This is a genomic window from Micromonospora sp. C51 (assembly GCF_018070435.1).
Classification (GTDB): domain Bacteria; phylum Actinomycetota; class Actinomycetes; order Mycobacteriales; family Micromonosporaceae; genus Micromonospora; species Micromonospora sediminimaris.
Genome location: NZ_JAGPXQ010000001.1, coordinates 478,621 through 501,965, shown reverse-complemented (window position 1 = coordinate 501,965; position 23,345 = coordinate 478,621). Strand labels below are relative to the sequence as shown.

Here is a 23,345-nt window from a genome sequence, read left to right as displayed (position 1 = left end):
CGACCCGCCGCCCATCGGACAAGGTGCCAGAAGATTTCCCACCGGTCAGCGGGCGAGCAGGTCGCGGCGGCGGGTGAGGTGGGCCCGCTCGGCGGGGTTGCCGGCAAGACCGATGGCCCGGTCGTACGCCACCCGTGAGTCGCCGTCGCGTCCGAGCCGTCGCAGCAGGTCGGCTCGGGCGGCGTGGAAGGCGTGATAGCCGTCGAGGGCCGCGACGAGCGGCTCGACCTCGGCGAGGCCGACCGCGGGGCCGTCGACCTCGGCGACGGCGACGGCCCGGTTGAGCCGCACGATCGGCGAGGGGTCGAGCAGCGTCAGCTGGTCATAGAGGGCGAGGAGGCTGGACCAGTCGGTTTCTCCGCTCGAGGGGGCATTCGTGTGGACCGCGTTGATCGCGGCCTGCAACTGGTAGCGCCCGGGTGGGTCACCGCCGGCCGCCACCACCTTGATCCGTTCGTGGAGCAGCGCGTTGCCCTCGGCGATCCGGGCGCGGTCCCAGGCGTCGCGGTCCTGTTCATCGAGGGTCACCAGTTCCCCGGTGCGGGAGACGCGCGCCGACCGCCGGGCGTCGGTGAGCAGCATCAGGGCGAGCAGGCCGGCCACCTCGCCGTCGTCAGGGAGGAGGGTTCGGAGCAGCCGGCCGAGGCGGATCGCCTCGTCGCTGAGGTCGACGCGTACCGCTTCGTCCCCGGCGTTGGCGAGGTAGCCCTCGTTGAAGACGAGGTAGACAACCGCGAGCACACCGACGAGGCGTTCACGGATGTCGTCGGCCGAGGGCACCCGGTACGGAATATGTGCGGCCTTGATCTTTACCTTGGCACGGGTGATCCGCCGCGCCATCGTGGTCTCTTGAACCAGGAAGGCGCGGGCGATCTCGCCGACGGTGAGGCCGCCGAGCAGGCGCAGCGTCAGCGCCACCCGGGCCTGCATCGCGAGCGCCGGGTGGCAGCAGGTGAAAACCAGCCGGAGCCGGTCGTCCTCGACCGCGCCGGTCGGCTCGGCCGGGGAGTCGTCGTAGAGGATCCGGGCCGCCCGGTGCTTGGCGTCGCGCTGCGACTCGCGACGAAGCCGATCGATTGCCCTGCGGGTGGCGGTGGTGGCGAGCCAACCGCCGGGACTGGGTGGTACGCCCTCGCGTGGCCACCGCTCGACGGCCGCCACGAACGCCTCGGCCGTCGCGTCCTCGGCGACGTCGAGGTCGCCGAAGCGGCGCGCGAGGCTGGCGACCACCCGTGCCCACTCTTCCTGGTGGGCACGGGTGATTGCCTGCTCAACGGTCAGACCAGTCACGGCTCACGCAGCGTTCGGACGGTTCCCAGGCTCAGTCCCGCTGCCGCTGGACGCGGTAGCGCCGGATCAGGGCGGCGGTGGAGGAGTCCAGTTCGGTCAGGTCGGCCTGGTCGCCGGTGAGCAGCGGAGCGAGCTGGTTGGCCATCACCTTGCCCAGCTCGACACCCCACTGGTCGAACGGGTTGATGTCCCAGATCGCGCCCTCGGTGAGCACGATGTGCTCGTAGAGGGCGACGAGTTGCCCGAGCGTGGCCGGGGTGAGTCGGTCGGCCACGATCGACGTGGTCGGGTGGTTGCCGGCCATCACCCGGTGTGGCACGAGTTCGGCGGCAGTCCCCTCGGCCGCGACCTGCTCGGCGGTCCGACCGAAGGCCAGCGCTGCGGTCTGGGCGAAGAAGTTCGACATGAACAGGTCGTGCATGTCGCCGATGTCGTGGTTGGGCTCGCTGAAGGCGATGAAGTCCGCCGGCACCAGCCGGGTGCCCTGGTGCAGCAGTTGGTAGAAGGCGTGCTGCCCGTTGGTCCCGGGCTCACCCCAGAAGATCTCCCCGGTGTCGTACGACACCTGGCGGCCGTCGGTGCGTACCGACTTGCCGTTGCTTTCCATGGTCAGCTGTTGCAGATAGGCGGGGAACCGGTGCAGGTACTGCGAGTACGGCAGCACCGCGTGGGTCTGCGCGCCCAGGAAGTTGGTGTACCAGACGTTGAGCAGGCCGAGCAGGACCGGCGCGTTGGCCGCCAGCGGCGCGGTGCGGAAGTGCTCGTCCACGGCGTGGTAGCCGGCCAGCATCTCGTCGAAGCGCGCCGGCCCGATGGACAGCATCACCGACAGTCCTACCGCCGAGGGCAGCGAGTACCGGCCGCCGACCCAGTCCCAGAAGCCGAACATGTTGGCCGGGTCGATGCCGAAGTCCGCCACCCGCTGAGCGTTGGTGCTGACCGCGACGAAGTGGCGGGCCACCGCGTCGGCATCGGCGTCGAGGCCGGCCAGCAGCCAGCGCCGGGCCTGCTCGGCGTTGGCCAGGGTCTCCTGCGTGGAGAAGGTCTTCGACACCACCACGAACAACGTGGTGGCCGGGTCCAGGTCGGCGGTGGTGTCGTAGATGTCGGTGGGATCGATGTTCGACACGAAGCGGCAGCTCAGACCGCCGTCGCGGTACGCCTTCAACGCCTCGTACGCCATCACCGGCCCCAGGTCGGAGCCGCCGATACCGATGTTGACCACGGTGCGGATCCGCTCGCCGGTGTGCCCGCGCCACTGCCCGGAGCGCACCTTCTCGGCGAACTCGGCCATCCGTTGCCGCACCGCGTGCACGTCGGCCGCCACGTCCTGCCCGTCGACGGTGAGCGTGGCGCTGGACGGCAGCCGCAGCGCGGTGTGCAGCACCGCGCGATCCTCGGTGCCGTTGATGTGGGCACCGGCGAACATGGCGGCGATCCGGTCGGTCAGCCCGACCCGCTGCGCCAGGGCGGTCAGCAGGCGCAACGTCTCGTCGGTGACCAGGTTCTTGCTGTAGTCGACGTAGAGGTCGGCCACCTCGACGGTCAGCCGCCGGCCCCGTTCGTGATCGGTGGCGAACAGGTCCCGCAGGTGCGTCCCGCGGATCTCGTCGGCGTGCTTGCGCAGGGCCTGCCACTCGTCGGTGCTGGTGACGTCCGCAGCCATCGGATCGATCGTCTCCTCGCAGGGTCGGGCACGCCGCCGGCCTCGTCCCGGCCGGCGGTGAGACCAGACTGCCACATGAAGATCGGCTCGCCAGCCCGACACCACGACCGGTGGGATCTCCGGACACCACCGGGGTGACGATCCGCACGGACCTGGGTGCGGTGCGCGAACAGTCGGCGAGTCCACGGGGTCCGGTGCGTGCCGGTCGCCGGGACAGGGCATGGTGGTGGCATGACGACGCCGGCATCGAGCGCCCCCGCAGCTGTCCCCGCAGAACCCGCCGCCGCCACCGGCGTACGGCAGACACTGCTGGTGCTCGGCGCCAGTGGTGACCTGACCGGGCGGTTGCTGCTGCCCGGGCTCGGCCGGTTGCTGGCCACCGGAGCCGTGCCCGGGTTGCGGCTGATCGGCAGCGGCATGGACGGCTGGGACGACGAGCGCTGGCGGCGCCGGGTGGCCGACTCCTTCGGAACCGTCGGCGCGGTGGGTCCGGTGGAGTCCGAGGTGATCCAGCAGACCCGCTACGTGCCGGCCGACGTGACGCGCGAGGAGGACCTGCGGTCGCTGCTGGGCTGCTGCACCGGGCCGTTGGTGATCTTTTTTGCGTTGCCGCCGCTGGTGACGGCCCGCTCGGCCGCCGCGCTGGCCCGGATCGGTGTGCCTCCTGGCACCCGGCTGATGCTGGAGAAGCCCTTCGGAGTCGATCGGATCTCGGCCCGCTCGCTCAACGAACTGCTGGCCACCCTCGTACCGGAGGGCCAGGTCCACCGGATCGACCACTTCCTCGGCAAGTCGACGGTGCTCAACCTGCTCGGCCTGCGCTTCGCCAACCGGATCTTCGAGCCCGTACTCAACTCCTCGCACGTGGCCTGCGTGGAGATCGTCTTCGACGAGACGCTCGGCCTGGAAGGGCGGGCGGGCTACTACGACCGTGCCGGGGCGCTGGTGGACATGGTGCAGTCCCATCTGCTCCAGGTGCTGGCCCTGCTCGCCATGGATCCGCCGCCGACGCTGCGGGCCGAGGAACTGCGGGGGCGCCAGGCGCAGGTGCTGCGGGCCACCCGGCTGTGGCACGACGATCCGGTGGTGGCCAGTCGGCGGGGTCGGTACACCGCGGGAGAGATCGACGGGCGGCGGCTGCCGAACTACGTCGACGAGCCCGGTGTCGATCCCGCGCGCGGCACGGAGACCCTCGCGGAGCTGGCGGTCACGGTGGACAACTGGCGCTGGGCGGGAGTGCCGTTCCGGCTGCGCTCCGGAAAGGCGGTGGACGCCGTACGCAAGGAGGCGATCATCACCTTCAAGCAGCCGACCCGGGTGCCCGACGGGCTGACCGGCTACGAACGGCCCGACCGGCTCCGGATCGGCTTCGGACCCGATCGGCTCGGCCTGGATCTCAACATCAACGGTCCCGGGAATCCCTTCGAGCTGGAACAGGCGAACCTGACGGCGGACTTCGGCCCCGGCGATCTGCCCGCGTACGGCGAGGTGCTGCGCGGCGCCTTCGACGGCGATCCGACCCTGTCGGTTCGCGCCGACGTCGCGGAGGAGTGCTGGCGCATCGTGGAGCCGGTGCTGGCTGCCTGGAAGGCCGGTGCGGTGCCGCTCCAGGAGTACCGGGCGGGTTCCGCCGGGCCGGCCGATTCGCTGATCGGCCGGGTGCCCGACGTGAGCTGAGCCCTGCGCACCAGTGCGGCCCCGGCGGTGAACCGCCGGGGCCGCGTGGTGGTGGTGCGCTCGGATCAGCTGGTGGGGAAGTTGTCCGGGGTGCGGATGCGGTCGCGCATGAACGCTCCGGAGGTGGTGAGCACCGAGGTGCCGGTGTAGGTGCTCCCGTTGCAGGTGCCCGGCCGCAACGCGGCGCTGCCCTCGGCCTTGTCGGAGAAGGTCCAGTTGGCGTAGCCGATCTTCAGCCGGTCGAGCAGGTCGAGCCACTGGGCGCTGCTGGTCAGGTCGGCGGCGCCGTCACCGGTGTAGTCCACCGTGCCGAACTCGGTGACGAACAGCGGCAGCCTGGCGGCGGCCCGCTCCACCTCGGCCCGGTAGTTGTCCTGGTGGGACGCGGCGTAGAAGTGGAACGCGTACATGATGTTGCTGGCGTTCACCGGGTTGTTGACGATCTCGGTGTGGTTGGCGCCCTCGGAGACGCCCAGCGAGGACCAGGCCCGGGTGCCCACGATGACCACCGCGTCCGGGTCGTTGGCCCGGATCACCGGGATGACCTGCTCGGCGTAGTTCTTGATGGTCGACCAGCTCACCCCGTTGGGCTCGTTGGCGATCTCGTAGATCACGTTGTTCTTCGCGGCGTGCCGGGCGGAGACGGCGGCGAAGAAGGTCTTGGCCCGCTCCAGATTGAACATCGGGTCACCCGGGGTCAGCAGGTGGAAGTCGATCATCGCGTACATGCCGCGTCGGGTGGCCTCCTCGACCAGGTTGTTGACCCGGTTGGTGAAGCCGGCGGGGTCGGTCTCGTAGCCCTGCTCCTGCACGTACATGGCGATGCGGAACAGGTCGGCGCGCCAGTCGGTGGCGAGCGCGTCGAGGGAGGCGTTGTTGTAGCAGTTGCCGAACCACTGGATGCCGTGGCTGCTCATGCCGCGCAGTTGGATCGGCCGGCCGTACTGGTTGCAGAGGTTGACCCCGCAGACCCGCAGCTGCCCGTTGATGGCGACCGGAGTCTGACCGCCGGGCGGCGGTGTGGTGGGTGGCGGCGTCGTGGGCGGCGCGGTGGTGGGTGGCGGGGGAGTGGTCGGGGTGGTCGAGCCGGTGCACGCCGTGCCGTTGAGGCTGAACGAACTCGGTGCCGGGTTGGCGCCGGTGAAGCTGCCGTTGAAGCCGATGTTGGTGCTGGCTCCGGTGCCGAGCGAACCGTTCCAGGTCATGCTCTGCGCGGTGACGGAGCTGCCGCTCTGGCTCCAGGTGGCCGACCAGCCCTGGGTGAGCCGTTGGCCGCTGTCGGGGAAGCTGAAGCCGAGCGTCCAGCCGTTGACCGGGTCGCCGAGGTTGGTGACGGTGACACTCGCGGTGAACCCGCCGGACCAGCTGTTCGTCGTGTAGGTCACGGAACAGCCGGTCGCGGCCATCGCGTTGGTGGTGGGCAGGGCCGTCAACGCGCCGAGGGTCAATGCGCCGACGGCACCGGCCGCGACCAACAGGCGCCGCAGGCGGCGCGGAGGTTGCTTCATGGTGGACCATCGCAATCTGGTCGTGGTGGTGGGGGCACGGCACTCCGGCGGCAGGGACGAGGGGCCGGGAGCGCTCCCACGGCAGCCTACGTGGCTTCGAAACGATGATGCAATATTTCGATACGTCGAAGCCTGGGATCAACTGTGGCCCCGGAACGTCGTCCCGGGGCCACAGTTCGGTACAGGTCTGGTTCAGTCCTCGCCAGCGGCCCGTCGTCGGTCGGCTTCGGCATCGGCAGCGCCGACGGGAGTCGGATCGGTGTCCCGTTCTGCGGTGGCCAGATCGATGTCGGCGCCGGCGCGTACGGCATCGGCCGCCGCGTCGTCCGCGCCGACCAGCTCGGTGCCGGTGTCGCCGTCGTCGTCGACCAGCTTGCCGGTCCCGGTCATTGCGATCGGCGTGTACCTCGGGTCGGTCGTCATCTCGTCCTCCTCTCCGGTGTCCGACAGGTACCCGCCGTGCGACGTCGGCACACCGGCAACCCACGCGCGGCGTCCGTCGGCCGGGTGGCCGGGGAGTCGATGGCGTCCGAACTTGCGCTGCTCACTACCCTGGCTGTGATCATCGGCCAGGTAACCTCTCGACTTCGACAAGGGCATCAGATGAGTGACAGCCACCCTCCGTACGGTGGGCAACAGCCGGATCCGAACGCCGCCCCCTGGGGCACCCCACCCGGCTCTCCGGTCGGTCCGCCGGGATCGCCGGTCACCCCGGCCGGCTACCCGTCGCCGTACGGCGCACCGGTGCCCCCGCCACCCCCGCCCTACGGGCCCCAGCCGACGAAGTCCTCGAACAAGGGCCTCTGGCTCGGTCTGGGAATCGGTGCCGCCGTGATGGCGGTGCTCGTCGCCTGCGGTGGCGTCATCGGTTTCTTCGTGCTGGCCGGCGACGACGAAGGGGAGCCGGTCGCCGGCCAGCCGAGCGACGCGCCCGGTGCCCCGACCGGCGCGCCGTCGATCGCTCCGCCCGCGGAGGAGCAGCCCGACAACAACAACGCGGTCACCGCTCGCAACTCCAGCGACATGTCCGCCGTGTGCGAAGGCAGCCCGATCCTCAACGCCGCGCCCTACACCGGGGCGAAGGGCACCAAGGTCTACACGTTCGCCAACTCGCCGGAGCGTCCGGAGTCCTGGTTGAGCAAGTCGGTCGGCTTCGACAAGCCGTACTACGCCAAGACCGCCGAGTGGGCATCGGTCTCCGTCGTCGGCTGCCTCACCTTCGAGCAGGGCAGCGAGGGCACGCCCCGCAAGTGCCAGTACAAGGACCGCGACGACAAGCGGGTCACCGTGGACTACGTCTCCTCGCGCTACACGCTGACCTTCTACGCCGCCAAGACCGGCGAGAAGATCGGTGAGGGCGGGCGGGTCAACGCCCCGGCGGTGCGGTGCCCGAGCTTCATCTCCTACAACAAGGAGACCATGCGGGCGTACGCCCAGCCGGACAGCGGTGCCATCGAGTTGGCGCTGGACAAGTTCACCTCCTGAGTCATCGGCAGCCCGGGCGGCGGGGCGGACATCGTGCGTCCCGCCGTCCCGCTGCTGCGCCGGCTCCGGGCGCCGGGTGTTTCGGTTGCCGACGGTGGGGCACCTGAGCGGTGAACACTGTCGGTGGAGGGAGGCAACCCATGCCTGCGGGATCCAGCCCGAAAAGAGAACGGCAGTACGAGCACATCAAGGCCAGCGCCAAGAAGCGCGGCGTGTCCACCAGCCGGGCCGAGGAGATCGCGGCCCGTACGGTCAACAAGGAGCGGGCCCGCTCCGGTGAGGCGCGGACCGCGAGCCGATCGTCGCTCGACGACGTCTCGTCCGGCCACCGCGGTGGCAAGCGCTCACACCGTGGCGCCGGCGGGCGCACCAAGGAGCAGCTGTACAACGAGGCGAAGAAGCGTGGCGTCAAGGGCCGCTCGTCGATGTCGAAGGCGGAGCTGGAGAAGGCGCTGGCCCGTTAGGAACCTCGACCGGGACCCCGGAGCTGGCCCAACTCCTGAGCTGGCACGGCGGCCCGCCGAGCCCGACGAGGCGGTGGGCCGCCGGCCGGTGCCTGCGGGCAGCGACCAGCGGATGGTCCCGCCCAGCACCACCCTCGCGGCGGCCCGCAGCAACCGGTCCGCAGCAACCGGCCCGCGAGCAGGGGAGACGCCCGACGCGGTGTCGATGTCGGAGTCAGCGGCTAACCTCTCGGCATGCCGCGATCGGTGAGCTCAGGGGTAGGCGATGGCTGACGCCTCCGACGTACGCCGGCTGGCCCTGGCGTTACCGCACGCCGTGGAGATCGACAGCGACGGCTTCGACTTCCGGGTCGCGGACAAGGGCTTCGTCTGGTCCTATCCCGAGCGCCGGCCAGGCGAGCCGCGCGTCATCCGCACCGACATCGCCGTGTTGTACGTCGGCGACGAGGCCGAGAAGCAGGCACTGCTCCTCGGCGAGCCGGCACTGTTCTTCACTACTCCCGCCTACGACGGGCTGCCCCTGGTCATGGTGCGTCTGGCGGCGGTCACCGTCGAGCGGCTCGACGAGCTGATCACCGACGCGTGGCGGATGCGCGTACCGGACCATCCGGTAACGAACCGCCTCCCCTGACTCGGACGCCGACCAGGCGACGTGGCGCGACTGTCCGCCACCGTCTCCGGTCGGAGGCGCCGCGATCCGACGACCTTCCTGGTCCGATCGGCCGAAGGCCGGACAACTATCGCGAATTTGACAGTGTCATGCTTGTCGCAATCTTGATCCAGCGAATGTCCACAGTGGTAGCAAATTGCACGTCCGGCGCTGTCAGATATCGACCTTCAGATTTTCGTACGCGTGTGACATTATGACGTCGAGGGTGCGCGCTGGGCCCCCAACGGCGCGGTCGGGGAACCGTCTGGAGGGAATAAGTGGCAATCGACGTGCTCGTGTCCGACGTTCTGCATCTGTCCCGTTTTGCACTCACTGCCCTCTTGGGGCAGGAGGAGGAGTTCTGCGTCGTCGGATCCATGAGTAACTATTTGGACGCGTTGGATTTCGCTGAGATGCACCGGCCCGACGTGGTGATCATCAGCTTTCAGCGCGAGGAGAGTGACGCGGTCGCGTTCGCCGAGAAGGTGGCGAGTGTCCCGGGATGCCGGAGCATGCTGCTCGCGACCTCGTTCACCCGGCCGGTCGTGCGCCGGGCCTTCGCCGGCGAGATCGCGGGGCTGGTGCAGCGCGACGTTCCGCCGCGCCAGTTCTTCGACGCCATCCGCCGCGTCCACCTCGGCGAACGCGTCTTCGACGCGGAACTGACGGTGGCCGCCCTGGGCAATGGGGACTGCCCACTCACGCCACGCGAGCTCTCGGTACTCACCCACGTCTATCAGGGGGACACCGTCGGCGAGATCGCGGCTCGGCTGCGCCTCTCCGACGGCACGGTGCGTAACTATCTGTCGTCGGTCGTCGCGAAGCTCAATGCGCGCAACCGGATCGACGCGCTGCGGATCGCCCGGGAGTCGCACTGGATCTGAGTGGGTCGGGTGAGTAGCCCTCGGTCCAATCAGTGCACCCGGTCGGAATTTCTTTACGGAACCTTTCCTTGCGGTGAAAGGCAGCTTTATGCTGGCGAAGCCCCGGTGTAGGAGGCACCCTATCCAGATGTATTCCTAATACTCGGAGTATGTATTTCTCAGTAGTGGCGACGGTTTGGTGGATGACCCATCTGGCCGGTGCTAGCCTGCGGATCGGAGCGATTCTCCGCTCACCGACGGCACACGACGCAACCGACGCGTCTTCCGTCGTTCGCTGGCCTCCTGGAGCGCCTCGACGAGTCATTCGTGGCGCTTACGGTTCGTGCACACGGCAGGGAGAGGAACCGGGGAAATGATGGATCTGTCGCTCACCGCGAGTGCCGCCGCCGCGATCCGTGAGCACGCCCGTTCGACACCGGAGCGCACCGCGCTGATCGTTGTCGATGACATCGATCGTGCGGACGGCGACCAGCGCTGGTCGTTCGCCCAACTGGATGCCGAAGCAAGGAGAATCGGGGCCTGGCTCCAGGCCCGTTACCCGGCCGGCGACCGGGTGCTGCTGCTGTTTCCCACCGGCTTCGACTTCGCCGCGGCCCTCGTGGGCTGTCTCTACGCCGGGATGGTCGCAGTGCCGGCACCGCTGCCGGGCCGGTATCCCCACGAGCGGTCACGCGCCCGAGGTATCGCGGAGAACGCCGGGGCGTCGGTGGTACTGACCGACACGGTGAACCGCCCTGCCGTCCTGGCGTGGGCGCAGTCGGTCGGGTTGAGCTACCTACCCCTGCTGGCCACCGACGGTGCGTCCGTCCCGGAGGCGAAGTCGTGGTCACCGAGCGAGTTGGACCACGACACGCTCGCCATCATCCAGTACACCTCGGGTACCACAGGCGAGCCCCGGGGCGTGCCGGTCAGCCACGGCAATCTCCTGCACAACGTGGAGAGCCAGCGCCGCGTGTATGGGCTGACCACCGAGACCAGGCTCGGCGGCTGGGTGCCGTTGCACCACGCCATGGGACTCTTCGGTCACCTGATGCCTGCCCTGTTGGTCGGCGGGAGCTGCGTACTGATGCGCCCCGCCGCCTTCATCCGCCAGCCGCACCGCTGGCTGCGCATGATCGACAAGTACGACATCCATGTCTCCGCCGCCCCGGACTTCGCCTTCGAGATGTGTCGCGCCAGGGTCACCGACAGCCAACTGAGCGGGCTCGACCTGTCCCGGTGGCGCATCGGCGTCAACGGAGCGGAACGGGTGCACGCCGAGACGTTGGAGGCGTTCGCGAAGCGGTTCGCTCCGGCCGGGCTGCGCGACGATGTGGTGTGCCCCTGCTACGGCCTGTCCGAGGCGACGCTGTTGGTCTCGGTGGACCCGTTCCGCAAGGCCGTCGTGACCAGGGTCGACGAGCATGGGTTGGAGCGGCACAGGTTCACCCCCACCGACGCGGGCCCGGGCGTGGTCAGCTGCGGCGCACCGCGCGACGCCGAGGTGCTGATCGCCGACCCGACCACCGGTGCGGCACTGGCCGCCGGGGCCATCGGCGAGATCTGGGTACGCGGTCCCAGCGTCTCCCGTGGCTACTGGCGTGACGAGGCCGCGACCGACCGGACGGTCACGGTCGACGGCTACGTCCGCACGGGGGATCTCGGCACCATGCACGAGGGCGAGCTGTACGTGACCGGGCGGACGGCCGAACTGCTCGTCGTGGATGGACGCTGCCTCTACCCGCAGGAGATCGAGCGGGCGTTGCGGGCGCAGATCCCCGGTCTGGGCATCATCGGGGCGGTCTTCACGGTACCGCTCGACGGATCCGGGTCCGGCAACGCCCTGGTCGTGGTCTCCGAGGTCAACGGACGCCCGTCCGAGGACCGGCTGCGCCACCTGGCCGACGAGATCACGCGTACGCTCACCCGCGAGTTCGGTGTCCGCCCCGGCGGAACCGTCCTGCTGCGCCGGGGCGGTGTCCGGCGTGCCACCAGCGGCAAGGTCAAGCGCTCGGAGATGCGCCGGCTGTTCCTCGGGGGCGGCCTGGACCCGGTCTACACCGACTGGCAGCCGCTGGTGACCGCGACCTCGTGAACACGTCCGGCCGCCGGGCGGCGAGGTGGCGGCCGATCATGCGGTGTGCCGGTGGGTGGCGGTGAGGACGGCGTCGACCTCCCGGAGGACCTGCTGGGCGTTGGTCGCCGCCGCGGGCACGATGTCCTGAATCAGGAAGGCGCCGTGCACCAGGCCCGGTCCGGGCACGTGCCGGGCGGGCACGCCCGCGGTGTGCAGGTGCTCCACCAGCAGCTCGCCCTCGCGTTGCAGCGGGTCGAACTCGGCCGTGGCGACGACCGTCGGTGGTAGACCGTGCAGGTCCGCGCGCAGCAGATCGACGGCGGGATCGCTCCGATGCCGTGGATCGGGAAGGTACTGCTCGTAGCACCAGGTCAGGTCCTCGACGGAGAGCAGGTACCCCTCGGTGTGCGTACCGGCGGCGGCGATCCGCAGGCTCGGGTCGACGGGGGGATACATCAGCAGCAGCGCGGCGACGCGCGGGTCACCGTTGGCACGGGCGTCCAGGGCGACGCCGAGGGCGAGTTGGGCACCCGCGCTGTCACCGGCGAGAACGTGGTCGTGGTCGGGGAACATCCGGCCGGTCCAGCGCGCGGCCGAGATGGCGTCGTGCAGCGGAGTGGGGTACGGAAACTCCGGCGCCCTGCGGTAGTCGGCGGAGACGACGACCGCGCCCAGTGATGTCGCGAGCACCCGACAAGCCAGGTCGTGCGTGTCGAGGTCACCGGTCACCCATCCGCCGCCGTGCAGGTAGGTGATCACCCGGTCGGTGTCGGATCGCGGTGTGTAGACCCTGCACCGGATCGGCGTGCCGTCCAAACTGTCGATCTTCTCGTCGACGGCTACCGTTTGATCCGGGTCACTGCCCTGGCGTCGGGGGCGGAGGGCACTTGCGCGGTAGCGCTCGCGGGCCTGTTCGACAGGCATCGTACGGAGCGGAGGCGGCGCACCGTCGGCGTGTTGCCAGGCGATGAGCCTGCGGAGTATCCGATCCAACGGCATGTCGGCTCCTTCGATGGCTTGATCGGGCGACTGTGGCCCGCCGATCCGCGCCCGCCACGCCGCACCTCGACGCCGCGCTGGGCGTCCGTTGTGCCGCACCCTACGATACCGGCGTCGGATCGGAATACGACCATGAGAAATGCATGTGAGGTGGCGCAGTCATGGCGGTTTAATTTCTGCGGCATGTCGGCTATCCGACGTGGTGACGAGGTGGCCCGTCTTCGGCCTCCCGTGCAACCTGCATAACGAATATGCCACCGGTTGTCGATCCTGGCGTTGGCGGGGGCGGTTTCGGCGATGTTGTGGTCGCAGCCCTGATCGGTGACCCGCTCTTCATTCCCAAGCCATATACACTTTTCATTGTGTGACTTTTGCCACATGGTTGTTGATGGCGGCTCCGTATCGGATCCCCGACACCAGTGGAGACCCTCTGAGCTGCGCAGACAAGCCTTCGAGAGGCTTTCCCGCTGGTCGTGGGAGTGTTAGTGCCGGCTGAGCTGTGAAGGGGCGCTGCCGGCATCGCGGAGGAATCGTCGGAATCGTGCGATGCGTGGGAAGCGCACAGCGGCATATGCAGAATTAACGGATTGCGGGACGTTGGACGGGTGGTAGCGTGCGTTGGTGTTCCGCAGGGCCAGGCAGGGCCCGGCTGAATGTCGCGAACCATACTGATGGCCCATTGTCGGGTGTTTCGTAATCCTGTGCGGTCGCGACCGGCGTTGACCCGGTCGCAGACCCGGTTGACGCTGCCTGGGGGAGAGACCGTGCCACAGCAACAAGCGACTGCCTGTCCACCGTGGGAAAAAGTCGCCGAATCGATTGAATTCGTTCCCGATCAGTTTTCCCGCAAGACTCAGCCGGAGTCCGTGGCCCGGGAAATGCTGCACTGTGACTCGACCGACGTGGATCGACTGGTCGACGCCGGACTGCCGGTCGAGGAACGGGACGGCGTACGTTACTTCGACCCCAACGACCTCTACAACCTCGGCATGTACTCGTACCGGTCGAACACGCAGCCGGAGTTGGCGTTCCGGATGCTGTTCCGGTTCGCGGGCCGGTCGGTCGACGACCTGCTGCGGCCGAAGACCTGGAGTTTCCGGGTCCGACTGGAGTGCCACGAGTGCTCGGGGGTGGCGCCGTGGCGGCTGGAGGGGCCCGACGTGGTCCGGTTCGGGGGCCAACTGGAGGAGATCACGCCACTCACGCCGAGCGAAGGGTCGGCGGAGTACGCCGCGACCGTCACCAACACCGGCGCGCGTACCCCTCTGGTGTCCCCGACCCTGCGGACGTTGACCCGCGACTACCTGCACGCCGGCTACCGCTGGCAGATGATCCCCGTGCCGATGCAGGCCGACTACGCGCTGGTGCACGAGCTCGGGGTGACGAGCTGCATCGCGGCGAGCCTGCTGCTGGCCGAGCGGTTCCGTGCGGCGGGATACCGCGCGGAGGCGAAGCGCGGCTGGTTCACCGGGGTGCTCGGCGGCGCGCTCGACCTGCCGCACGCGTGCGTCGAGGTGACCGACGACGACGGGGTGACCAAGACGGTCGACATCGCCAAGGCCCAGCTCGCGGCGCGGCTGTCCGCCGACACCGAGCAGTTCCAGGAGCTGTGTCTCGGATCGATCTACAACAAGGTCATCCCGTCGACCGCCTCCGGCAACGCGTCCTTCGGACACCACGAATGCGGGTCGCCACAACCGGCGCTGTTGCGTGCCGACATCAGGTCGGCGCGGTGAACCTGACCTCTTGAACCACCTATCGGGGAGGACGACTGACAATGGCGGTACGAGAGATCGAACCGATCGAGCTGGAGCTGGACCGGCTCGAGCACATGGCCGAGTCCGGCTACTACAACCCGTACACATTGTTCGACTGGCCGGACGCCATCGAGCCGGACCTGCCGTGGATGAGCGAGAGCCTGACCACCCTCGCGGGCACACCGATGTGGGACGAGCTCACCCGTGAGCAGCAGATCGCGCTGACCAAGTACGAGGCCATCAACTTCTTCAGCCTCAACATCCACGGCATCCGCGAGCTGATGAGCGAAGTCGTGATGCGCATCCACGAGCGGACGTACGCGAACGTCTCGGAGTTCCTGCACCACTTCATCGGTGAGGAAAACGAGCACATGTGGTTCTTCGCGCAGTTCTGCCTGCGTTACGGCGGCAAGCTGTACCCGGCCCAGCCGTCCCTGCAGGCCGACTCGGTGGAACACCTGTCGCCGGTGGCCCGCGAGCTGGTGGTGTTCGCCCGCATCCTCATCTTCGAGGAGATCGTGGACCACTACAACGCGTACATGGCCACCGACGAGTCGTTGCCGCACATCGCCCGCGAGATCAACCGGGTGCACCACCAGGACGAGAGCCGGCACGTGGCGTTCGGGCGCATGATCTTCACCAACCTGCTCGGCCAGGTGGCCAAGCGCGACCCGGCCGAGGTGCCGCTGGTCGCCGAGTACCTGGAGAACTACCTGCGGTACAGCATCGCCACGCTCTACAACCCGGCGGCCTACCGCGACGCCGGCATCCCGGACGCGTTGGCGTTGCGCCGCCGCGCGCTGGAGCACCCGGCCCGACACGCCGCGCACGAGCGGATCCTCAAGCGGACGCGCAGCTTCCTGACGAAGGCCGGCGTGGGCAGGGAACTGGTCAAGTGAGGACCGAACCGATGCAGGCGGTGCGGGAGTTCATCCTGGACCGCAATCCCAAACTCGACAAGCTGGACGACGACCTCGACCTGATCGACAGCCGGGCGATCAACTCCCTGGCCTTCGTCGAGTTCATCTTCCTGCTGGAGGAACTGACCGGCGAGTCGATCGACCCCGAAGAACTCGACCTCGACGACTTCCGCACCCTCAACGCGATCGGGGCGCGGTTCTTGAAGCAGAAGGCGGCCTCATGACTACCGTTACCGACAATGGCTTGCGGGTCCTCGACGGTGGCCAGCTGCGATTGCTGAGAGCGATCGACGCGGTGTTCCGGCGATTCGGGGACGGCTGGGGTGCCGCTGAGTTCCGGTTCCCGTTCCTGCTGCGCACCCGGGACCTGGACACCTTCGACTACTACGACAACTTTCCACATCTGGGGTTGGCGGCCGCCCGGCTCGACCCGGAGCGGGTCGGCACCCTGCTGGCTACCGCGTCCCGGCCGTTGGAACAGGTGCCGGCCGACGTGCTGCGGCCCGCCGAGTTCGCTCTGCCCTCGGCCGCCTGCTACGCGATCTACCTGGACCTGGCCGGGTCGGTCCTGCCCGCAGACGGAGTCCTGCGGACCACGTTGGGCACCTGTTTCCGCAACGAGGAGCATTACGACGGCCTACAGCGGCTGCTCGGCTTCTCCATGCGGGAGATCGTCTTCGTCGGCCAGGAGGAGGGCGCCAAGCAGCACCTGGGCCGGGCCAAGGACGCGGTGCTGGCGCTGTGCGCCGAACTCGGTCTCGACGTCAAGCTCGAGGTCGCCACGGATCCGTTCTTCGACAAGAACAGCGGCAAGGCGAAGATGCAGCGGTTGTTCCCGGTGAAGGAGGAGTTCGTCGTCGATGGCCTGGCCATCGGTTCGGTCAACTACCACCGGAACTTCTTCGGCGAGCGGTGCGAGATCCAGGCCGGAGACGACACCGCCCACACCAGTTGTCTGGCGTTCGGCGTCGAGCGGTGGGTGCACACGCTGACGGCGCGTTTCGGTGGTGTCGAGGCCGCGCTGTCCGCAGTGGAGAGCCTGGGCTGATGCGGTCGAGCGTGGCGACGGTGCTCGGCACCGACGTGGCCCTGCTCCAGTCGGGCATGGGTGGCGTCGCGGGCACGGAGTTGGCGTGCGCGGTCTCCAACGCGGGTGCGGCCGGCTGCGTGGGCGGCTACAAGCTGATGGGTGAGGCACTGTCGGCGGTGCTGAGCCGGTTGGTGGCGGGCACGTCGCGACCGGTCGGCGTGAATCTCATCCCGGAGGTGGTCGGTCCCGACGACCTCGACCGCCAGCTGACGCAGGTGCTCACCGAGACGCCGCCGCACGTCCACGTGTCGCTGTTCGGCATGCCCGAGGAAGCGGTGTTCGAGCGGGTCGCCGCCACCGGCCGGGTTCTCGTGGTCCAGGTCGGCACCGTGGAGGATGGCGTACGGGCAGCGGAGCGGGGCGCTGTCGTGGTGGCGCAGGGCATCGAGGCAGGCGGACACCTGCTCGGTGTGTCGCGCCGCGACGAGTTGGTCGCCGAGCTGCGCGACCGGGCGCCCAGCGCCTGCGTCGTCGCGGCGGGTGGCATCGGGTCCCCGGCCGACGCCGAGCAGGCGATAGCCGCCGGAGCCGACGGTGTGCTGCTGGGGACGGCGTTCGTCGTCGCCCGGGAGTCCTGGGCCCATCCTCACTTCAAGACGGCGGTGTGCGCGGCTGACGGTGCCGACACGGTGATCACCGACGTCTACGAGATCGGGTGGCCGGGTCGGCGTCACCGGGTGCTGGCCACACCGGTGACCGAGGACCCGGGGCAACCGAAGAAGTTCATCGGCCGCACGAGAGTCGAGGAGCGCTCGTACCTGGTGCCCCGCTTCAGCGCCGCGGTGCCCACCGTGGCGACCACCGGCCGCATCGAGGAGATGGCGATGTATTGCGGCCTGTCCTGCGAATCGGTCTCCGACGAGACGTCGGCAGCCGATGTCGTCGCCGGGTTCGCCGGCGTACTTCCTGCTGCTGAACGCATTGAACTGGGATAAGGGGGATCTGATGTCTGCTGGTGAGGTTCTCGAACGTCTTGAGGTGGCGTACCGCGAGGATGCGGTGCGGGCCCGTGGACGAGAGGGTGTCGAGCTGTACTACGAGTCGACCGGTGCGGGTCCGGTGGTCCTGACGCTCAACAACTTCTTCATGACGACTCCGACGTGGCGGGTGTTCACGGACGAGTTGTCGGTGGGCCATCGCGTGGTGAGTTACGACCTGTGCGGTCATGGCCGGTCGTCGCACCCGGAGAAGTATCCGACGTGGGACGAGCACGTCGAGGACGTCGTCGGGCTGCTGGATGCGCTGGAGATCGACCAGGCGTACCTGTTGTCGACGTCGATCTCCACGGTGTTGGCGCGGGATGTGGCCCTGAAGCACCCGGACCGGGTCAAGGGGATCGTGCTGGCCGGTCCGGCGCTCGGTCCCCGGGGGATGCGTCGTCATCGTCTGGTGCAGCGGGCGTGGCTGCTGACGCTGGAGCAGCACGGGATGGCGGCGTTGTACGCGCACCTGTACCCGGAGGTGTTCGGCGCGGAAATGATCGAGGAGTTGGGTACGCCGGGTTTCCTCGGGTTGCGGGAGAGCTTCCTGGCTCTGTCGACGAAGGAGGATCTGGTCAACGGGTTGAAGCTGGCGTTGACCGGTGAGACGAGCGCGGATGTGTTGGCTCGGATCGAGGCACCGACCCTGGTGGTCATCGGTGACGACGACGTGTTGCTGAGCCCGTCCGGGGCCAAGGAACTGGCGGAGAAGTTTCCCAACGGTCGCTACGAGATCATGCCGGGGGCGGGCCATCTGCCGTTCCTGGACGACGCGGCGGGTTTCCAGGCGTTGGTCGCGAAGTTCATCGACGAGGTCGAAACCCGTGCCTGACCGGGTGACGGTCGGAAAAGCCCGGTCGAGGTGCGCTCGACCGACGAGGCGGCTGCCAAGGCGCCGGGCGGGATGGCGCTTTGCGTGAGGAGGGGGAGCGCAATGGATCGCGAAGTTCTGGATGTGGTTGACGAATTGTTCCGTCGTCGGTTGCAGGTGCCGGAGTTGGATCCGGACACGCCACTGGCGGATTACGGCCTGGACTCGGTGCGGTCGATCGATCTGATCGTGGAGATGGAGTCTCTCTTCGAGGTGCAGATGTCCGACGGACAGGCGGCGTCGATGCGCACGCTGCGTGACGTCGTGGACCAGGTCACCGCGTCGATGACCGTACGGGTCGGAAACGGGATCGGCCAGCCGTGAGCACCGACCTCGATTTCGGCCGCTACGCCCGCCCGGAACTGGGCCGCCTGTTCCAGGCACTCAACCTGGACGTGGCGTACCGCCGCGGGCACGGCGACCATCTCACGCCGGAGTCGGCGGACGGTGCCGAGACCGCCGACCAGGTCCTCGACCTGGTCGGCGGTGCCGGCTCCTCCCTGTTCGGGCACAACCACCCGGCGCTGGTCGCGGTGGCCCGACGGTGCCTCGACGAGCAGCTTCCCTTCAACGCGCAGGCCAGCATCCGCCCGGGGGCGGCCGTGCTGGCCGCGAAGCTGTCGGCACTCGTGCGGGCCACCACCGGTGTGGACTATGTCGTGACGCTCGGGTCCACCGGTGCGGAGGCGGTGGAGGCTGCGGTGAAGCACGCCGTGGTCGAGCGACGTAGGCGGCTCGGCGCGCTGCGCGAGGAGCTTGAACGGTCCCTGCGCCGGCTGCACCGCGACAACCTCGCCGACCTTCCGTGCGGCAGCGGGCCGGCGGCCGGGCGCCGCTGCGGCGAGGTGGTCGGTGCGGCGGTCGAGAAGGTCACCGAGCTGCTGCGGGCCGAGCCGGTCCTGGTCTCGCTGCGCGACGCGTTCCATGGCAAGACCACCGCCGCGGGCACCCTGACCCACGGCTCCAACGTGCCCGAGGACCTGCACGTGCCGGGGCCCCGGCGAGTGCGGTTGGCCGACTGGACGCCCGAGGCGGTGGTGGCAGCGCTGGACGACCGGCTGGTCGAGATCTGCACCGTCACCCTGGACGCGGACGGGGTGCCGCAGTCGCGGGGCCGCAGCCTGTCTCCGGTGGCGGCCTGTTTCGCCGAGCCGGTCCAGGGTGAGGCCGGGGTACGGGAGGTTCCGAGCGAGACCCTGGCCGCACTGCGGAGACTGGCCGACCGGCACGACGCGGCGCTGGTGTTCGACGAGATCCAGTGCGGCATGGGCCGCACCGGTACGTTCCTGGCGTCCGAACCCTCCGGTGTGGTCGCCGACTACTATCTGTTGTCGAAGTCGCTCGGCGGTGGACTGGCCAAGATCTCGGCGATGATGGTCTCCGCCGACCGCTACGTCGCCGACTTCGGTCGCCACCACACGTCCACCTTCGCCGAGGACGACTTCTCCGCGCTGATCGCCACGGCCGCCCTGGAGCTCTACGAGAGCCACCGCGATCGGATCGCCGCGACCGGCGCGGAGCTGCGGGACCGACTCGCCAAGGTGGCGGCGCGGTGGCCGGAAGCAGTCGTGGCGGTCCGCGGCCGAGGGCTGCTCATCGGCGTGGAGTTTCGCCTGCCGCAGCCCGAGTCGGCCCTGTTGCGTGCGGTGTTCGACGCCGAGTCGCTCGGTTTCCTGATCGCGGGTCGGTTGCTGCACGCGCACCGGGTCCGGGTCATGCCGACCCTGTCCGCGCCCACGACCGTACGCGTGCAACCGTCCGCCCTGCTCGCACCCGAGGACATCGAGCGGGCCGTCGCGGCGTTCGACGACGTGGCCGGCCTGCTCGCCAAGGGCGACTACGCGACGTTGCTGTCGCACCTGGCCGTGCCACCGACGGGAGCCTGGCGGCCGCGTCAGCACGTGCCGTCGCCTCCCCGCCTGCGCCGGGCGCGCCGCGACGCGGACGTTCCGCACGTGGTGTTCCTCGCCAATCTCGACAACGCCGCCACGGTTCGGTCCCTGGCACCCGAACTGGCGGAGTGGTCGGAGAGTCGGTGCGCGGCGGCCCTGGACCGGATGCGCGGCGAACTGGACCCGTTCGAGGTCGTCCGACACCGGGTGACCTCAGCAACGGGTCGCGAGGCCGATGTCAGCGTGGTGGCGGTGCCGTTCACCGCCGCCCAGGCGGTCGACGCGCTGCGCGCGGGGCACCGGCCCTGGCTGTCCCGAACGGTGCTGGACGCGGTGGAACTGGGCGTCGCCCTCGGCGGCGACGTGGTCGGTCTGGGCGGCTACACCTCGATCGTCACCGGCGCCGGGCGGGACGTGATCGAGCACGAGGTACGCGTCACCTCTGGCAACTCACTCACCGCCGCCTGCGCGTACGACCTGCTCCAGCGCCATCTGAGCAGCAGCGGTTCCGGTGCGCGTCGGGTCGGGCTGGTGGGCGGCATCGGCAACATCGGCGCGGTGATGGCCGACCTGGTCGCCCCACACTGCGACTCGCTCGTCCTCGTCGGCCGACCCGGCTCCGGGCGCAGGCTCGCCGCGGTCGCGAAACGAATGGCCCACCTGGTGGACGTCTCGGTCGCCGAGGACCTCGACGCCCTGCGTGACTGCCCGATCGTGGTGAGCGCCACGAACGCGGCCGACCCGGTCATCCTCCCGACCCACCTGGCGGCCGACCGGGACGTCCTCGTCTGCGATCTCGCGGTGCCGGGGGACGCTCACCCGGCGGTGGCGGGTCTGCCGAACGTCACCCTCGTGTCCGGTGGCCGCGTCCGGCTCCCCAATGGGCAGACGCCCAACTTTCCGGGCATCACGTTGCCGCCGGGCATCGTCTACTCGTGCCTGGCCGAGACCATCCTGCTCGGCCTCGAACCGGGCACGGCGAGCCCGTCCTACGGCGGACTCTCCGTCGACGGTGTGCTGTCCGCTCTCGAACTGGCCGGTCGGCACGGCTTCCATCCCACCCGGATCACCACGGCGGCCGTATCGACGACGCCGTGGATGGTGCGGCATTCCACCGGACTGACGACCCACCCGGAGGTTGGCATATGAGCGTGGTGACCGTACGGCGGATCATGCCCGCCGAGATGGACGAGGCGAGCCGGATCGTCGGCCTCGCGTTCGCCCTGAATCCGAGCAACCTGGCGATCGCCGGCGGCAACCGCGACAAGGCCGCCCGGATCATGGAACATGCCGCCCGTACCCTCAAGCTCGGCAACACGGCCAGCCATGTGCTCGTCGCCGAGCGTGAGGGGGAACTCGCCGGGGTGCTCAAGGCCGCGGAGTGGCCGCACTGCCAGATGACGGTCCGCGAAAAGATCAAGTCGGTGCCCTCGCAGGTCCGCACGATGGGTTTCGGGCTGCCGCGTGCCTTGAAGGTGGTGGGTGGGCGCGCCAGGCACGAACCCCACAAACCCCACTGGCACATCGGGCCGATCGCGGTCCACCCGCACCAGCAGGGGTACGGGATCGGCTCGGCACTGCTCACGGCCTTTCTCGCTGACGTGGACCGGCAGCAGGTGCCGGCGTTCCTCCAGGCGGATGTCGACCGCAACGTCGTGCTCTACGAGAGGTTCGGCTTCCGGGTGGTCTCCCAGGAGGCGATTCTCGGCATCAATACCTCTTTCATGTGGCGCGACGCGCGTTAGGTCGCGTCCGGATTTTGTCAACATCGGTGGACCGTCGGGAAATGGAAATTTCCTCCCCGACGGTTCACAGGTGTGGTTCGACCCATTCTTCGTAGCCTGTTACGTGGGAAGCGCACAACGGGGTATGCAGAATTAATGGATTGCAGTACGTCGATCAGATGATAGCGTACGGTAGTGCTCCGCCGGTTTGGGGAAAGGGCGCAGTCCGCGCGATGCCACGAGATCAGCGCGGTTGTCGCGCCACCAGGCGACGCCATGGAGGCGGTGCCCGGTGGACGCTTACCTGACTGAGGTGCGCCCATTGAGTGCGCCGGCGGAACGTGACGCAGTCACCCGAATGCGCCTCGGGCGCGCAGGGGACGAACAAGGGGGATGTGGTGTCTGCTGGTGACCTTCCTGGGTGTCCGCCGAATGTGACACTCAGCAGTTTTCGCATCGAAAAGAATCCGACGAGCATTGAGTGGCCGACGTCGGTGGCGAGGTTCGTCGACGAGGTCGATAACAATGGCTGACCAGGTGGCGGAGGCCCGGCAACGCATTCGCGAGCTGCTGATCGGGATGCACGGTCCGGACAGCTTCGTCCGGACCGTGTCGGACGAGGTGTCGCTGCGCCAACAGGGGCTGTCCTCCGCCGCGTTGGTCAGCCTGCTCGTGGCGATGGAGGACGCGTTCGGCTTCGAGTGGGACGACGACATCCAACCGGAGGTGTTGCGCTCGATCAGCTCGCTGGCCGACCACGTCGTGGCGCTGCGCGTCTGAGGTGACTCGGTGACCGCTGGACTCGGAACCCTCGTCACACCGGGCACGTACCTCGAATGGTCTCCGGTAGCGCCGCCGTACGGGCCCGACGAGCAGTTCGCGGCCGGCCGTCAGGCCGCCGCGGCGGCGCTGGCCGCGGCGGGTTCGACCGTCCGGAGCGTGCCGCGCGTCGCCGGCGGCAGGCCGGCCTTTCCGCGCGGCTACCCCGGGTCCATCGCGCACACCGACCGGGTGGCGGTCGCGGTGGTGGTCCCCGGTGCCGCCGGGGTAGGCGTCGACATCGAGGACGCGGCCGTCACCGGGCGCATGGTCGATTTTGTCCTGTACGAGCGGGAGCGGCGCACCTTGCTCGCGCCCGATGGCCGGTACCGCCCGGTCGAACTGTTCTCCGCCAAGGAGGCGGCGTTCAAGGCGCTGGACGGCACGGCCGTCGGTGACGGCCTGCTGTTCTGGCGAATCAAGCTGCTCCGGGCCGGTGATGGGCTGATCGCCACCTTCGGTGGCCTGTCGGTACCGGTGTGGGCCCGCTACGCGGACGGCCTCGCGTTTGCCTTGGCGGTGCGGCGGTGAGGCGTTTCGGTGCCGGCGAACGCGGCGGTCCGCCGGGACGACGCGGCGTGCGGGGGAGCGCGATGTGCTGGATGTGGTTGAGG

General features: G+C 69.1%; 22 protein-coding genes. 17 read left to right on the top strand and 5 right to left on the bottom strand.

Annotation, left to right across the window (positions count from 1 at the left end):
* Positions 1-45: 45 nt before the first annotated feature.
* Both KBX50_RS02300 and pgi read right to left on the bottom strand, forming a co-directional pair.
* Positions 46-1,290 carry an RNA polymerase sigma factor gene (locus KBX50_RS02300; protein WP_210934157.1) on the bottom strand — a complete coding sequence of 415 codons (1,245 nt, stop codon included), beginning with the start codon at positions 1,288-1,290 and terminating at the stop codon, positions 46-48.
* Between the two features lie 31 nt (positions 1,291-1,321).
* On the bottom strand, positions 1,322-2,956 hold the full coding sequence (gene pgi / locus KBX50_RS02295; protein WP_210934155.1) for a glucose-6-phosphate isomerase: 1,635 nt from the start codon (positions 2,954-2,956) through the stop codon (positions 1,322-1,324).
* A gap of 231 nt (positions 2,957-3,187) precedes the next feature.
* Between pgi and KBX50_RS02290 the strand changes: the two genes are divergently transcribed.
* Positions 3,188-4,633, top strand: a complete 1,446-nt coding sequence (locus tag KBX50_RS02290) for a glucose-6-phosphate dehydrogenase (RefSeq protein WP_210934153.1) — start codon at positions 3,188-3,190, stop codon at positions 4,631-4,633.
* 65 nt (positions 4,634-4,698) lie between these two features.
* On the opposite strand, the gene KBX50_RS02285 is transcribed toward KBX50_RS02290, so the two are convergent.
* Together KBX50_RS02285 and KBX50_RS02280 are read right to left on the bottom strand one after the other, a co-directional pair.
* Positions 4,699-6,141, bottom strand: coding sequence for a cellulase family glycosylhydrolase (locus KBX50_RS02285; protein WP_210934152.1), 1,443 nt, complete (start codon positions 6,139-6,141; stop codon positions 4,699-4,701).
* 192 nt (positions 6,142-6,333) lie between these two features.
* Entirely contained in the window at positions 6,334-6,564 is a 231-nt protein-coding gene (locus KBX50_RS02280; protein ID WP_210934151.1) for a hypothetical protein, read from the bottom strand.
* A 180-nt stretch (positions 6,565-6,744) separates the two neighbouring features.
* Between KBX50_RS02280 and KBX50_RS02275 the strand changes: the two genes are divergently transcribed.
* From KBX50_RS02275 to KBX50_RS02255, 5 genes are all read left to right on the top strand, one after another.
* Entirely contained in the window at positions 6,745-7,626 is an 882-nt protein-coding gene (locus KBX50_RS02275) for a hypothetical protein (protein ID WP_210934150.1), read from the top strand.
* A gap of 140 nt (positions 7,627-7,766) precedes the next feature.
* Positions 7,767-8,090 (top strand): plasmid stabilization protein, encoded by a 324-nt coding sequence (locus KBX50_RS02270; RefSeq protein ID WP_210934149.1) that lies wholly within the window; start codon positions 7,767-7,769, stop codon positions 8,088-8,090.
* 265 nt (positions 8,091-8,355) lie between these two features.
* Positions 8,356-8,721 (top strand): MmcQ/YjbR family DNA-binding protein, encoded by a 366-nt coding sequence (locus tag KBX50_RS02265; RefSeq protein WP_210934148.1) that lies wholly within the window; start codon positions 8,356-8,358, stop codon positions 8,719-8,721.
* A 296-nt stretch (positions 8,722-9,017) separates the two neighbouring features.
* Entirely contained in the window at positions 9,018-9,623 is a 606-nt protein-coding gene (locus tag KBX50_RS33500; protein ID WP_210934147.1) for a response regulator transcription factor, read from the top strand.
* Between the two features lie 352 nt (positions 9,624-9,975).
* Positions 9,976-11,697 (top strand): fatty acyl-AMP ligase, encoded by a 1,722-nt coding sequence (locus tag KBX50_RS02255; RefSeq protein ID WP_210934146.1) that lies wholly within the window; start codon positions 9,976-9,978, stop codon positions 11,695-11,697.
* Positions 11,698-11,733: 36 nt separating this feature from the next.
* Here the strand turns inward: KBX50_RS02255 and KBX50_RS02250 are convergent, their stop codons facing one another.
* The gene (locus KBX50_RS02250; RefSeq protein ID WP_210934144.1) at positions 11,734-12,603 is read right to left on the bottom strand and encodes an alpha/beta hydrolase; all 870 of its coding nucleotides are present in this window, start codon (positions 12,601-12,603) and stop codon (positions 11,734-11,736) included.
* A 941-nt stretch (positions 12,604-13,544) separates the two neighbouring features.
* Here KBX50_RS02250 and KBX50_RS02245 point away from each other — a divergent pair.
* The 11 genes from KBX50_RS02245 (at position 13,545) to KBX50_RS02195 (ending at position 23,262) form a co-directional block, all read left to right on the top strand.
* Positions 13,545-14,414: a hypothetical protein gene (locus KBX50_RS02245; protein ID WP_210934141.1), complete on the top strand. Its 870-nt coding sequence runs from the start codon at positions 13,545-13,547 to the stop codon at positions 14,412-14,414.
* Between the two features lie 41 nt (positions 14,415-14,455).
* Entirely contained in the window at positions 14,456-15,334 is an 879-nt protein-coding gene (locus tag KBX50_RS02240; protein WP_093406872.1) for a diiron oxygenase, read from the top strand.
* Entirely contained in the window at positions 15,331-15,579 is a 249-nt protein-coding gene (locus tag KBX50_RS02235) for a phosphopantetheine-binding protein (protein WP_198413196.1), read from the top strand. The genes KBX50_RS02240 and KBX50_RS02235 overlap by 4 nt, the downstream gene beginning before the upstream one ends.
* Positions 15,576-16,403 carry a hypothetical protein gene (locus tag KBX50_RS02230; RefSeq protein WP_139233173.1) on the top strand — a complete coding sequence of 276 codons (828 nt, stop codon included), beginning with the start codon at positions 15,576-15,578 and terminating at the stop codon, positions 16,401-16,403. Before KBX50_RS02235 ends, KBX50_RS02230 begins: the two co-directional genes overlap by 4 nt.
* Complete coding sequence (locus tag KBX50_RS02225; protein WP_210934139.1) at positions 16,403-17,380, top strand: nitronate monooxygenase family protein; 978 nt, start codon at positions 16,403-16,405, stop codon at positions 17,378-17,380. Before KBX50_RS02230 ends, KBX50_RS02225 begins: the two co-directional genes overlap by 1 nt.
* 10 nt (positions 17,381-17,390) lie before the next feature.
* Positions 17,391-18,257: an alpha/beta fold hydrolase gene (locus KBX50_RS02220; RefSeq protein WP_210934137.1), complete on the top strand. Its 867-nt coding sequence runs from the start codon at positions 17,391-17,393 to the stop codon at positions 18,255-18,257.
* Positions 18,258-18,359: 102 nt separating this feature from the next.
* Complete coding sequence (locus KBX50_RS02215; RefSeq protein ID WP_210934135.1) at positions 18,360-18,620, top strand: acyl carrier protein; 261 nt, start codon at positions 18,360-18,362, stop codon at positions 18,618-18,620.
* Entirely contained in the window at positions 18,617-21,337 is a 2,721-nt protein-coding gene (locus KBX50_RS02210; protein WP_210934132.1) for an aminotransferase class III-fold pyridoxal phosphate-dependent enzyme, read from the top strand. Before KBX50_RS02215 ends, KBX50_RS02210 begins: the two co-directional genes overlap by 4 nt.
* Positions 21,334-21,933 carry a GNAT family N-acetyltransferase gene (locus tag KBX50_RS02205; protein WP_210934130.1) on the top strand — a complete coding sequence of 200 codons (600 nt, stop codon included), beginning with the start codon at positions 21,334-21,336 and terminating at the stop codon, positions 21,931-21,933. Before KBX50_RS02210 ends, KBX50_RS02205 begins: the two co-directional genes overlap by 4 nt.
* A gap of 504 nt (positions 21,934-22,437) precedes the next feature.
* Positions 22,438-22,692: a phosphopantetheine-binding protein gene (locus KBX50_RS02200; protein WP_210934128.1), complete on the top strand. Its 255-nt coding sequence runs from the start codon at positions 22,438-22,440 to the stop codon at positions 22,690-22,692.
* Positions 22,693-22,701: 9 nt separating this feature from the next.
* Entirely contained in the window at positions 22,702-23,262 is a 561-nt protein-coding gene (locus KBX50_RS02195; protein WP_210934126.1) for a 4'-phosphopantetheinyl transferase superfamily protein, read from the top strand.
* Positions 23,263-23,345: the final 83 nt, after the last annotated feature.